This window comes from Aeromonas sp. Y289-2, assembly GCF_027705925.1.
Lineage (GTDB): Bacteria > Pseudomonadota > Gammaproteobacteria > Enterobacterales > Aeromonadaceae > Aeromonas > Aeromonas veronii.
Genome location: NZ_JAPDCH010000017.1, coordinates 61,341 through 73,567, shown reverse-complemented (window position 1 = coordinate 73,567; position 12,227 = coordinate 61,341). Strand labels below are relative to the sequence as shown.

11 protein-coding genes are annotated in these 12,227 nt (G+C 60.9%); 5 read left to right on the top strand and 6 right to left on the bottom strand.

Going from position 1 to position 12,227, the window contains the following annotated elements:
• Nucleotides 1–204: 204 nt before the first annotated feature.
• Nucleotides 205–744 (top strand): gamma carbonic anhydrase family protein, encoded by a 540-nt coding sequence (locus tag OKC43_RS19380; protein ID WP_100647351.1) that lies wholly within the window; start codon nt 205–207, stop codon nt 742–744.
• Nucleotides 745–832: 88 nt separating this feature from the next.
• On the opposite strand, the gene polA is transcribed toward OKC43_RS19380, so the two are convergent.
• Nucleotides 833–3,598 carry a DNA polymerase I gene (polA, locus tag OKC43_RS19375; RefSeq protein WP_100647118.1) on the bottom strand — a complete coding sequence of 922 codons (2,766 nt, stop codon included), beginning with the start codon at nt 3,596–3,598 and terminating at the stop codon, nt 833–835.
• A 400-nt stretch (nt 3,599–3,998) separates the two neighbouring features.
• Here polA and elbB point away from each other — a divergent pair, with 400 nt between their 5' ends.
• A complete protein-coding gene (gene elbB, locus OKC43_RS19370) occupies nt 3,999–4,649 on the top strand; it encodes an isoprenoid biosynthesis glyoxalase ElbB (RefSeq protein ID WP_236272744.1) in 651 nt (216 codons plus the stop codon).
• 72 nt (nt 4,650–4,721) lie between these two features.
• On the opposite strand, the gene OKC43_RS19365 is transcribed toward elbB, so the two are convergent.
• From OKC43_RS19365 to fieF, 4 genes are all read right to left on the bottom strand, one after another.
• The gene (locus OKC43_RS19365; RefSeq protein ID WP_005339554.1) at nt 4,722–4,931 is read right to left on the bottom strand and encodes a cell division protein ZapB; all 210 of its coding nucleotides are present in this window, start codon (nt 4,929–4,931) and stop codon (nt 4,722–4,724) included.
• Nucleotides 4,932–5,177: 246 nt separating this feature from the next.
• On the bottom strand, nt 5,178–6,458 hold the full coding sequence (locus tag OKC43_RS19360) for a hypothetical protein (RefSeq protein WP_236272742.1): 1,281 nt from the start codon (nt 6,456–6,458) through the stop codon (nt 5,178–5,180).
• Nucleotides 6,459–6,478: 20 nt separating this feature from the next.
• Nucleotides 6,479–7,258, bottom strand: a complete 780-nt coding sequence (cysE, locus tag OKC43_RS19355; RefSeq protein WP_005339552.1) for a serine O-acetyltransferase — start codon at nt 7,256–7,258, stop codon at nt 6,479–6,481.
• Between the two features lie 8 nt (nt 7,259–7,266).
• Nucleotides 7,267–8,178 carry a cation efflux pump FieF gene (gene fieF / locus OKC43_RS19350; protein ID WP_005339551.1) on the bottom strand — a complete coding sequence of 304 codons (912 nt, stop codon included), beginning with the start codon at nt 8,176–8,178 and terminating at the stop codon, nt 7,267–7,269.
• An 85-nt stretch (nt 8,179–8,263) separates the two neighbouring features.
• On the opposite strand from fieF, the gene OKC43_RS19345 reads away from it, so the two are divergent.
• The 3 genes from OKC43_RS19345 (at nt 8,264) to trmL (ending at nt 10,850) form a co-directional block, all read left to right on the top strand.
• The gene (locus OKC43_RS19345) at nt 8,264–8,959 is read left to right on the top strand and encodes a response regulator (protein WP_005339549.1); all 696 of its coding nucleotides are present in this window, start codon (nt 8,264–8,266) and stop codon (nt 8,957–8,959) included.
• Nucleotides 8,941–10,311, top strand: coding sequence for an ATP-binding protein (locus tag OKC43_RS19340; RefSeq protein ID WP_005339547.1), 1,371 nt, complete (start codon nt 8,941–8,943; stop codon nt 10,309–10,311). The genes OKC43_RS19345 and OKC43_RS19340 overlap by 19 nt, the downstream gene beginning before the upstream one ends.
• Before the next feature lie 74 nt (nt 10,312–10,385).
• The gene (gene trmL / locus OKC43_RS19335) at nt 10,386–10,850 is read left to right on the top strand and encodes a tRNA (uridine(34)/cytosine(34)/5-carboxymethylaminomethyluridine(34)-2'-O)-methyltransferase TrmL (RefSeq protein WP_115522537.1); all 465 of its coding nucleotides are present in this window, start codon (nt 10,386–10,388) and stop codon (nt 10,848–10,850) included.
• Nucleotides 10,851–10,863: 13 nt separating this feature from the next.
• Here the strand turns inward: trmL and dinF are convergent, their stop codons facing one another.
• Nucleotides 10,864–12,225: an MATE family efflux transporter DinF gene (dinF, locus tag OKC43_RS19330; protein ID WP_270660532.1), complete on the bottom strand. Its 1,362-nt coding sequence runs from the start codon at nt 12,223–12,225 to the stop codon at nt 10,864–10,866.
• Between the last annotated feature and the right edge of the window lie 2 nt (nt 12,226–12,227).

Below are 12,227 nucleotides of genomic sequence, written 5' to 3'. Positions count from 1 at the left end.
GACGAGGTTGTTTGCGTTGCCGCTTGCCCTGTCGATGGAGGCGCATTATAGGGAACAGATTCTTTCTGGCAACCCCTTATCTGCAATAAAATTGCAAAAAACAGCACTTTTTTAGTTATTCATATCCAGACACAGCTTTTATACAAACTTATCCACAGAAACTGGTTCCGGATTGCTAGAATGGCCGAAAACAAGGAGGCCAAGATGGACTTGCGACTGAGACCCTACAAGGGAAAACGCCCGCAACTGGGCAAACGGGTGTATGTAGACCCCTGCGCGACACTGGTGGGCGATATCGAACTGGCCGATGATGCCAGCATCTGGCCCATGGTGGCGGCACGGGGAGATGTGAACCATATCCACATCGGCGCCCGCAGCAATATTCAGGATGGCACTGTGCTGCACCTGACTCGCAAGAGTGCTGGCAATCCTGACGGCTATCCGCTGCTGATCGGTGAAGATGTCACTGTGGGTCACAAGGCGATGTTGCACGGCTGCACCATCGGCAACCGGGTGCTGGTCGGCATGGGTGCCATTCTGCTTGATGGCGTCGTGGTTGAAGATGATGTGATGATCGGCGCAGGTTCGCTGGTGCCACCGGGCAAGCGACTCGAATCGGGCTTTCTATATATAGGTAATCCCGTCAAACAGGCTCGCCCACTCAAACCCGCCGAGATCGCCTTCCTCAAGACCTCGGCCGACAACTATGTCCTGCTTAAGGATGAGTATCTGCAAGAGACCTGATAGGGCTGGTAGAAACAGGAAGCCCGGCATGATGCCGGGCTTCGCTTCTTGTATAGCTATATAGCCGTGCAGAACGGCTGACCGGAAATCAGTGGGCCTGATCCCAGTTGTCACCGGTACCCGCTTCAACCAGCAGCGGCACATGCAGTTCGGCTGCGGCCGACATCTTCTCCTTGATGATGGCGGTGTACTCCTCCAGCTTCTCTTCGCGGATCTCGAACACCAGTTCATCGTGTACCTGCATCAGCATGCGGATCGACTCATCCTCGATACCGCGGATCCAGCTGTCCACGTTGATCATGGCGCGCTTGATGATATCGGCGGCCGTGCCCTGCATCGGGGCGTTGATGGCGGCCCGTTCGGCAGCCTTGCGCAGACCGGCGTTGCGGGACTTGATATCCGGCAAATAGAGGCGACGACCAAACAGGGTCTCGACATACCCCTGGGCTTCCGCCTGCTGACGGGTGCGCTCCATATACTCCAGCACGCCCGGGTAGCGTTCGAAGTAGAGATCCATGTACTTCTGCGCTTCGGCACGACCGATCCCCAGCTGCTTGGCCAGACCGAAGGCACTCATGCCGTAGATAAGGCCGAAGTTGATCGCCTTGGCGCTGCGGCGCATGTCGGTGGTGACCGCATCGAGTGCCACGCCGAATACCTCGGCGGCGGTCGCCTTGTGGATGTCCTTGCCCTCGGCAAAAGCGGTCAGCAACCCCTTGTCACCGGAGAGGTGCGCCATGATGCGCAGCTCGATCTGGGAGTAGTCCGCCGCCACCAGCTTGTAACCGGCGCTCGGAATAAAGGCCTGCCGAATGCGGCGCCCCTGCTCGTTGCGCACCGGGATGTTCTGCAGGTTGGGATCAGATGATGACAAACGGCCCGTAGCCGCCACCGCCTGATGATAGGAGGTGTGTACCCGCCCGGTCTGGGGCTTGATCATCAGCGGCAACTTGTCGGTGTAGGTGGACTTGAGCTTGGCCAGACCGCGATGCTCCATCAGCAGTTGCGGCAGCTCGTAGGTCTCCGCCAGCTCGGCCAGCACCTCTTCTGCGGTGGACGGTGCACCCTTCGGCGTCTTTTTGATGATCGGCAGGCCCAGCTTGGTGAAGAGGATCTCCCCCAACTGCTTGGGCGAGGAGAGGTTGAACTCCTGTCCGGCCAGCTCATGGGCCTGCTTCTCCAACTCCCCCAACCGCAGCTCGATCTCCTGGCTCTGCTGGTGCAGCAGCTTGGGATCGATGGTGGTGCCGAGCAACTCCATCCGCGCCAGCACTGGCAGCAGCGGCAGCTCGATCTCGCTGAATACCTTGGCGAGACCCGGCACAGCCTCCAGCTGACCCCACAGCGCCTGATGAAGACGCAGGGTGATATCGGCATCTTCCGCCGCATATGGGGCGGCCTGCTCCAGCTCGATCTGGTTGAAGGTGAGCTGTTTCACCCCTTTGCCTGCGATATCTTCAAACGAGATGGTCTCGACTCCGAGATAACGCTTGGCCAACGAATCCATGTCGTGGCGGCTGGCGGTGGAGTTGAGCACGTAGGACTCGAGCATGGTGTCGTAGGCGATGCCCTGTAGGTCGATGTCATGGTTGAGCAGCACGTTGCGATCGTACTTGAGATTCTGCCCCACCTTGAGACGGGTCGGATCTTCCAGCAGCGGCTTGAGCTTGCCCAACACCACGGCCTCGCTCAGCTGTGCCGGTGCCCCGAGATAGTCGTGGCCAAACGGCACATAAGCAGCCTTGCCCGGCTCAACCGCGAAGGAGACGCCGACGATCCGCGCCTCCATGTAATCGAGACTGGTGGTTTCGGTATCGAAGGCAAACAGCGGTGCCGCTTTCAGCTGTTCCAGCCAGCCGTCAAACTCGGCTTCGTCCAGAATGCAGCGGTAGTCGGTTTCGATGGCGGCAACCGGAGCGGCGCTCTCATCGCCAGCTTCGTCCTGTCCGGCGCTCTCGCTGCCCTCTTCACCACCGGATTCCAGCTCCTTGATCAGGTTGCGCAGCTCGTATTCGCGATAGACCGCCAGCAGGGACTCCTTGTCGACCGGCTTGAGCAACAGCTCTTCCAGACTCTGTTCCAGTTCGACGTCGGTCTTGATGGTCGCCAGTCGATAGGAGAGACGAACCTGCTCCTCCTGCTCGCGGAACTTGTCGGCGAACGCCTTGGAGCCTCGGAAGCCGAGGGCGGCGACCTTGTCCAGGTTGGCGGCAATCTCGTCGATACTGCCAATCCCCTGCAGCAGGGCCAGTGCGGTCTTCTCGCCGACACCGGTCATGCCGGGAATGTTGTCGACCTTGTCACCCATCAGGGCCAGGTAGTCGATGATGAGCTCGGGCGGCACGCCGAACTTCTCGATCACCCCTTCCCGATCGGTCTTCACATCTTTCATGGTGTCGATCAGGGTGACATGGTCGGAGACCAGCTGTGCCATATCCTTGTCACCGGTGCTGATCAGCACCGGCAGCTGCTTCTCGGTCGCCTGACGGGCCAGGGTGCCGATCACGTCGTCGGCCTCCACCCCTTCCACCATCAGGAAGGGGAAGCCCATCGCCTTGATCATCTGGTGGATCGGGGCGACCTGGCTGCGCAGATCGTCCGGCATGCTGGCGCGGGTCGCCTTGTACTCGGGATAGATGTCGTCGCGGAAGGTCTTGCCCTTGGCATCAAACACCACGGCCACATGACAGTCAGGATATTGCTTGCGCAGGCTGCGCATCATGTTGGCCATGACACGGACGGCGCCGCTCGGCAAACCGGTCGATGTGCGCAGATCGGCCTGCTGGGAGGCGAAGAAGGCGCGGTAAAGATAAGAGGAGCCGTCGACCAGAATAAGGGGGTTGCTAGGGGCCATGAAATCGTCCTGCCAGAGATAAACAGCCGCTAGGATGCCACAGGGCCCCCCTCACACCAAGGGGCGCAGCAACAGCACACAGCGCCTGATAAAGGGACTCAATCTGTGGATAACTCTGTGTTCAAAAATGGGGCGCATCAGGGCGCACAGTGATAAAACTGTGCATAAGAATATAAAAATCCATTAAAAACAATGCGTTGAGATCGTAAAAACAGATCATGAGACAGTTAGAATGATCTCGATCAATGTGGAAAAAGATTTAAGGGAGTAGGTACGGCAGGATCCAAAACGAAACAATCCTAGCACAGCAAGATGACTTGACCAGCGGAGGGCGAGCGATAACCATACAAAAGTACAACAATCCATCCTGGCTCACATTTTCAACAACGAGGAGTTTGCCATGAAAAAAGTGGCCGTGATTTTGAGTGGCTGCGGTGTCTTTGACGGGGCCGAAATCCACGAGGCCGTCATCAGCCTGCTGGCGTTGGCCCGTCAGGGAGCCGCCGTCCAGTGCTTCGCCCCGAACGTGGCGCAGCTCCATGTCATCAACCACCTGACCGGTGAAGTGAGCGAGGGGGAGAGCCGCAATGTGCTGGTCGAAGCGGCCCGCATCTGCCGTGGCCAGATCAAGGATGTGGCCGAGCTGGATGCGGCCGATTACGACGCGCTGCTGGTACCCGGCGGCTTTGGCGCGGCCAAAAACCTGTGTGACTTTGCTATCAAAGGAGCCGAATGCAACATCCAGCCCGATGTGCTGAAAGCGTGCCAGAGCTTTGCCAACGCCAACAAACCGGCCGCCTATATCTGCATCGCGCCCGCCATGATCCCGCTGATCTATGGTGCCGGGACGCTGGCGACCATCGGCCATGACGAAGGCACCGCCAACGCCATCGAGGCGATGGGCGGCAGCCATCTCAACTGCCCGGTCAACGAATTCGTGGTGGATCAGGAGCGCAAGGTGATTTCGACCCCCGCCTACATGCTGGCCAACAACATAGTCGAAGCGGCAGACGGTATCGAGAAGACAGTCAAGCAGTTGCTGGCGCTATAATTCCCATCCCGCCAAAAACAGACGGGCCGCTCATGGAGCGGCCCGTTTTCAATTCTGCCTGAAGGCGATGAATTAGATGGTTTCGCCCATCTGATCCATTTTGCCCAGCAGGGCACGCAGACGCTCCTGCCACGCAGTGTGCTCGTTGCGCAGCTGATGGTTCTCGTCTTGCAGCTTGCTGTTCTGCTCTTTCAGCTCGTCCAGCTCCATCTTCAGCAGGGAGATGTTGTCGACGGCGGATTGTACTTTGGATTCGAGTTGCTCAAGGACTTCTAGTGACATATGCATACCTGTTTGTTCAATTGCGATGCCCCACAGAGGGCGATTCAAGCGCGTGAAGCCAGCATACCCCGAGCGCATCGGCACAAACAAGCCAGTGCGCTGTAAAATGCGCCTTCCATAGATGTATTGTCTAAATATGCGTCTATTTTTCTCGCATCCTGCGCCCGAGCCGCGACAACACACTGAACCGTGCGTAAAAGACCCCGCCGCCCGCGCATCATTTGCACCCTCCTGACGGCGCCGCCGTTATCCATGCAAGGCGATATAAGCCCCTAGCAACAGACAGGCAACCACATACATCAGCAGGCCGTAGCGCAGGTTCCAGCGCAGGATCAACCCGGCACTGAGGTTATAACGGGAGGCCAGCGCCAGATTGGAGCCGGAGAGCGGACTGGTGCCGGTGGCAAGCCCCCATCCCAGCAGGAAACACATGCCGAGCAGGCTGGGATCCGGCGCCAGCGGCCAGAGCAGCGGCGCCAGCCCGGAGATGCTGATGAGCGGATGCACGCCGACGATTGCCACCAGCAAAATCAATAGCAGAGTGAGGGATCCCTCAAGCCAGCCAAAGTGGTTGAACAGCGGCAGGCCGTGACCGGAGCCAAGATCGATGACCGACAGCGCACTGTTGATGCCTGCCGCCAGCAAACCGGCCCCCAGAAACAGCACCAGCTGACCGCCGATGGCGGGAAAGCGTTCCACCACCTGCCGCTTGAGGGCCGCCTTGCGCCCGGCCCTCGGCATAAAGAGCAGCGCCAGCAGCGGGGCCACCAGCGCGATCACCGCCAGAATGCCAAGCTGGGGCCAGATCTGCTTGATGAGCAGTACCAGCAGCGCCAGCGTGACCGGCAACCCCAGAGTCTGCAACCGCAGCGGATAACCGGCAAAGTCGGCCACTCCGATCCGCTCCACCTGCCAGGCGGTCAGCCCCATCGCCAGCAAGGCGGCGAGGATCCCGAACGGCAGAATATGGGAGAGCTGCAAGCCCGGCGCATAGGTGAGCGCCACCGCCATGGCGACAAAGAAGGGTGACCAGAAGGCGGCGGCACAGAAGATCCGGCTCAGTACCATCACTTGGCGCCGCTCCAGGGTGCCATTGCGCTCCAGCCGATCGCCGATGATAAAGAGCACCGAGAGGTTGATGACCGCCCCCAGCAGATTGAGGCTGGCCATGGTGCTCCACAGCCCCTTTCGCCCGGTCCAGGAGGTGGTGCCGGTCAAGAGCCCTGAGGTGGCCAGGTTGAGGGTGCTCACCGCGGCAAACATGGTGAGCATATTTATGTTGGGCAGCAGCCAGTCACCGGCGGTGAGGGTCGCTCCCTGCCACCAGGAGAAGATGAGCAGCAACAGCGCCGCGCCATACAGGGCCAGCGCCTGCCGCTTGGCAGCCCCCACCAGCCAGGGCCAAGTGAGCAGTGATGCCCCCCAGGCAGCCATGGCCGCAGGCCAGGGGGAGAGTCCCAGATAGAGATGCAGCAAGTTGAGCAGCCACATCCCCAAAATCAGATAACCCGACCAGCGTTTGGCCATCGACTACTCCGGCCGGGAGATCAGAGACACTGATCCATATCCAGTGAAGGCTTGTCGCACTCCGGACGGCCGACGATCTTGGCAGGTACGCCAGCGACAGTGGTATGAGGCGGCACCGGGTTGATCACCACGCTGCCCGCACCAATTTTGGCGCCCACGCCCACTTCGATATTGCCGAGCACCTTGGCGCCCGCCCCTATCATCACCCCTTCGCGGATCTTGGGATGGCGATCGCCGCTCTCCTTGCCGGTACCACCGAGGGTCACGCTCTGCAGGATGGAGACATCATCCTCAATCACTGCCGTCTCACCCACCACTATGCCGGTGGCGTGGTCAAACATGATCCCTTTGCCGATGCGGGCGGCCGGGTGCACATCCACCCCGAACACCACCGAGATCTGGTTTTGCAGATAAAGGGCCAGCGAGCGGCGCCCCTGACGCCACAGCCAGTTGGCGACCCGATACCCCTGCAGGGCATGGAACCCCTTGAGATAGAGCAGCGGGGTGGAGAAGAGATCGACCGCCGGATCGCGCTCCTGCACGGCGCAGATGTCGGCCGCCACTACCGTCAGCAGCTCGGGCTCGCTGCGCAGGGCCAGCTCGATCACCTCGCGCAGGGCGATGGCGGGCATGGTGGCGCTGTCGAGTTTGTTGGCCAGCTGGAAGCTGAGGGCCGAACGCAGATTCTTGTGATTGAGAATGGTGGAGTGGAAGAAGCTGGCCAGCATCGGCTCCTGGGCCGCCATGCACTCCGCTTCTTGCTGAATTTTGTGCCAGGTTTTGGCAACCAGTTCATCCATGTTGCAGCCTACTGTTGTTCTGGGTGAGGGCTCTGTTGTTCTTTTGTCAGCACCGAGATGGGGTCCATGTGGATGATGACATCCATCCGCTCGAATGCCTGGCGTACCGCCAGCTCGGCTTCATCGGCGATCTGATGGGCCTTGACCAGGGGGATCTGATCATCCAGTTCAAGATGCAACTGTACGAATCGGGTCGGCCCGGATTGACGGGTGCGCAGGTCATGTACGCCGTGTACACCTTCTACGGCACAGCAGAGCGCCATTATTCTCGCTTGTTCTTCCGCTGGCAACTGACGATCGAGCAGGGCCTGCACCGACTCGTAGCCGATGTGTCCCGCCCCCCACAACAGGAATAGCCCGATCAGGATGGCAAACAGGCCATCGGCCCAGTACCACCCCTGCCCCGCCAGCACCAGCGCCAGCAAGACACCGGCATTGAGCAGCAGATCGGAACGGTAGTGCAGCATGTCGGCCTTGATGGCCACACTGTTGGTCTTGCGAATAACGAAACTCTGGAAGCTGACCAGCAGCAGGGTCAGCACGATGGATCCGCCGCTGACCCAGAGACCCGCTTCCAGCCGCAGGATAGGCGCCTGATTGAGCAGGGATGAAATTCCGTGCATCACCAGCAGCAGGGCGGAGCCGGAGATAAAGGCCGACTGAATCAGGCCCGCCAGCGACTCCGCCTTGCCGTGACCGAAACGGTGTTCGTCATCGGCCGGGGCCAGCGCATAGCGAATGGCCAGCAGGTTGATGATGGAGGCACTCACATCCATGAAGGAGTCGGTGAGCGACGCCAGTAGGGTCGACGAGTCGGTCATCAGCCAAGCGATCAGTTTGCCGATGATCAGCAAGGTAGCGGTGGTGACCGCCGCTATGCTGGCAAAGGTCACCCAACGAGAATATTGTTGATGGCTCAAAACCGGCTTTCCTCTGGCGATGAAAAACTTATTATACCCTGACCCCGGCGTCAGTTTGGCGCGAAAATCTGCGGAATAACACCAGATGAACAGAATACTCCTGGTCGACGACGATCTTGAATTGACCCAACTGCTCACCGAAATTCTGACCTTGGAGGGATTTCAGGTCACGGTCGCCGAGGATGGTGAAGAGGGGCTGCAACGGCTGGCGGAGCAGAGCTTCGATCTGGTGCTGCTGGACGTGATGATGCCCAAGCTCAACGGCTTTGCCATGCTGACCAAGCTGCGCAAGACCCACGATACCCCGGTGCTGATGCTGACCGCCCGCGGTGACAGCCAGGATCGGGTCAACGGTCTGGAAGCGGGTGCCGACGACTATCTGGCCAAGCCATTCGATGACAGGGAGCTGCTCGCCCGGGTACGCGCCATCCTGCGCCGTACCCAGAGCGCCCCGCCCCAGCGCGGCAACTCCTCCGACGAAGTACACTTCATGGATATCGTGCTGCAACCCGGCCTGCAGCAGGCCCGCTGCGGCGAACAGCTGCTGGAGCTGACCGCCACCGAATTCGGGCTGCTGGAGTGCCTGCTGCGCAATCCCGGCCAGATCGTCAGCAAGAGCCACCTCTCCGAGCAGGTGCTGGGCAAGAAGCTGGAACCCTTCGATCGCGCCATCGACATGCACCTGAGCAACCTGCGCAAGAAGCTGCCGGACCGCACCGATGGCCAGCCCCGCTTCAAAACCGTACGGGGGCGCGGGTACCTGTGGCTAGAGCAAGAATAGAGCGCATCAACTCCCTCAACGGGATCTCGACCCACATCTTCCTCTGGTTCTGGTTCATGCTGCTGGTGATGCTGGCCGCCGTGATCAGCCTGCCGACCCTGGATCCCCGCAACCAGATCCCGCTGCCGACCCACGAAGTGGCGCGGATGCAGAACAACGTGCAAGCCCTGCTCAACGCCGCCGAGCCGGATCAGGATTTCGATCTGGCCAAGGCGATGGACAAGATCGCCATGCTGCCGGTGGATAACGTCTACCTGCGCGACGAGAAGGGGCAGATCCAGTCCACCACCCATCCGCGCAAGTTCGTGGTGCGCTTTATGGTGGATGCCGATGACCCGGCCAATCCCATGCTGGGCAACGAGGATCGCAAGGCGATCGCCGGCCCCTTCCTGATGGAGCACCACGGTCATCGCTATCACGTCTATTTCGGCCTCAATGCCGAGAATCCCTATCTGTTCCTGTTCATTCAGGTGCTGGATCACCCGATCCGCATTCTGGGCATCTCGATGCTGGTCAGCACCCCGCTCTGCCTGCTGCTCGCCTGGCGGCTGACCCGCCCCATCCTGCAGTTGCAGAAGTCGGTCTCCCAACTGGCGGCTGGCAATCTGGAGGTGCAGATCCCCAACCTGGGACGGGGCGACGAGATCGGCCAGCTGGCGGATAACGTCAGCCGTATGGTGGAGACGCTCAAGAGCATGATCCAAAAGCAGAAACAGCTGCTTTCCGATATCTCCCACGAGCTGCGCAGCCCCCTCACCCGGATGCAACTGGCGCAGGCGCTGATCCGCCGCAAGCAGGGTGACAGCGCCGAGCTGGCGCGGATCGAATCGGAGATCGGGCGGCTGGACAAGCTGATCGGCGATCTGCTGGATCTGTCGCGGGTGCAGCAGCATGTGGAGGCACCGGTGGTGCACCCGCTGGCCGACCTGCTGGAGCCCATCCTCGAAGATGCCATGTTCGAGGCAAACCAGAGCGGCAAACAGCTCAGACTGCCGCCACTGCCCGCAGAGTCGATCCAGATGTGGCCAGAGCTGTTGGCCCGGGCGGTGGAGAACCCCCTGCGCAACGCCCTCAAATATGCCCGCGAGTTCATCAAGGTGGACTGGTATCGGGAGGGGCAGGAGTGGGTGATGACCATTCGGGATGACGGCCCCGGCGTGCCTGACGAGCAGCAGGCGCTGCTGTTCCAGCCCTTCTTCCGGGTGGATGATGCCCGCAACGCCAAAACTGGCGGTACCGGGCTGGGGCTGGCCATCGCCTCGGAGGCAATACAGCGCCACGGCGGCACCATTGCGGCCAGCAACAATCACCCGACCGGGCTGACCATCACCATCCGCTTGCCCATCGCCTGATCCTTTTCATCCGGACGGGCGCTGGGTATGCTGGCGCCCCTTCTTGGCTTTACATCTCTTTGCAGGAGCTCGTCATGCTCGATATCGTCCTCTACCAGCCGGAAATTCCGCCCAACACCGGCAATATCATCCGGCTTTGCGCCAATACCGGTTACCGGCTCCATCTGATCGAGCCGCTGGGATTTGAGTGGGATGACAAGCGGGTAAAACGGGCGGGACTCGACTATCACGAGTTTGCCGAGGTGAAGCGCTGGTCGAGCTATGAGGCTTTTCTGGCCGCCGTGGCGCCCAAACGGGTGTTTGCCTGCACCACCAAGGGCCGTACCGCGCACTCGGCAGCACAATATGCCCTTGGCGATGCCCTGCTGTTTGGCCCGGAGAGTCGCGGCCTGCCCATCGAGATCATCGAGAGCCTGCCATTCGAGCAGCGGCTACGCATCCCTATGGTGCCCCAGAGCCGCAGCATGAACCTCTCCAACGCGGTGTCTGTCTTTGTCTACGAGAGCTGGCGCCAGCTCGGCTATGACGGTGCCATGTAAGCGCCACCGATGATCAGTGGCGGGCGTCGAGCAGATGCCCGCTGCGCTCCAGCCGCCAGCAAGTGACCCCCAGCGACAGACCGCGCCCCACCATCAGCGCCGCCATCGCCGCCCATAACGCGGCTACGCCCCACGACTGACAGAGCCACCAGATCGGGAAGAAGCCGCCAAACGCGGCCAGCAACATGCTGTTGCGCATCTCCCGCGCCCGGGTCGCCCCGATGAATACGCCATCCAGCAGGAAACACCAGACCGCCAGCAAGGGCATGGCGATCAGCCAGGGAAGCTGACGATGTGCCTCCGCCACCACGGCCGGAATGTCGGTGATATAGCCGATAAGGTGGGCACCAAAGAGGGCAAACACCAGGGTAAAACCACTGGCGATGAGGGCGGCCCAGCCCAGATTGAGCACGATCGCCTCCCGCAGTTTCTGCCGATCCCGCTGACCGATGGCTCGTCCTACCATGGCCTCCACCGCATAGGCAAAACCATCGAGTCCGTAGGAGATGAGCATCAGGAAGTTGAGCAGCACCGCATTGGCGGCCACCGCTACATCCCCCAGCCGTGCCCCTTGCAGAGTCATGAAGGCGAAGCAGAGCTGCAAACAGAGGGAGCGCAGGAAGATATCGCGGTTGAGACCGAGCAGCCGCACCATGGGCGCGAGCTGCCGCCAGCGCAGCCAGCCATCCTGCCACACCGTCGGCGCCAGTTGCCGCAGCTGACAGCGTACCAGCCAGATGCCGACTGCCAGCGCGCAGTAGTCCGCCATGACCGAGGCTGCCGCCACACCCCGCACCTGCCAGCCGAGCCCGAGCACAAACAGGGCGTCGAGCGCCATATTGACCAGATTGGTGAGGATCAGCATCACCATGGGGCTGCGGGCATCCTGCATCCCCAACAGCCAGCCCATGATCACCAGATTGCAGAGCGCCGCCGGGGCGCTCCAGATCCGCACCGCCACATATTGGCCCGCATAGAGCTGCACCTCGGGCGAGCCGCCACTCAGAGCGATCAGTCGTGGCAACAGGGGGAAGAGCAACAACAGCAGCGCCAGGCCAAGAGCAATGGCCAGCCCCAGCGCCCGCAGCAGGGTATCGAGCTGGGCACGACCGTCGGCGGCGCCGTGCGCCTGCGCCGTCAGCCCGGTGGTCGACATCCGCAAAAAACCAAGCAACCAGAAGATGAGGTTGATCAGGGTCGCGCCGACCGAGACGCCCCCCAGAAACCAGGCCTGACCGAGATGACCGATCACCCAGGTGTCCACCAGCCCCAGCAAGGGGGTGGTGATATTGGAGAAAACCATGGGCAGGGCGAGCGCAAAGACGGCGCGGTGGCGAGAGGGATCGCGCCACCAGGGGGCAACAGATGAGTTCACGC

What these genes read in the sequence shown, in the direction of transcription:
- OKC43_RS19360 (WP_236272742.1), bottom strand. Translation starts at nt 6,458, where the DNA reads ATGGCCAAACGCTGGTCGGGTTATCTGATTTTGGGGATGTGGCTGCTC.
- OKC43_RS19345 (WP_005339549.1), top strand. Translation starts at nt 8,264, where the DNA reads ATGAACAGAATACTCCTGGTCGACGACGATCTTGAATTGACCCAACTG.
- polA (WP_100647118.1), bottom strand. Translation starts at nt 3,598, where the DNA reads ATGGCCCCTAGCAACCCCCTTATTCTGGTCGACGGCTCCTCTTATCTT.
- elbB (WP_236272744.1), top strand. Translation starts at nt 3,999, where the DNA reads ATGAAAAAAGTGGCCGTGATTTTGAGTGGCTGCGGTGTCTTTGACGGG.
- OKC43_RS19380 (WP_100647351.1), top strand. Translation starts at nt 205, where the DNA reads ATGGACTTGCGACTGAGACCCTACAAGGGAAAACGCCCGCAACTGGGC.
- OKC43_RS19365 (WP_005339554.1), bottom strand. Translation starts at nt 4,931, where the DNA reads ATGTCACTAGAAGTCCTTGAGCAACTCGAATCCAAAGTACAATCCGCC.
- cysE (WP_005339552.1), bottom strand. Translation starts at nt 7,258, where the DNA reads ATGGATGAACTGGTTGCCAAAACCTGGCACAAAATTCAGCAAGAAGCG.
- trmL (WP_115522537.1), top strand. Translation starts at nt 10,386, where the DNA reads ATGCTCGATATCGTCCTCTACCAGCCGGAAATTCCGCCCAACACCGGC.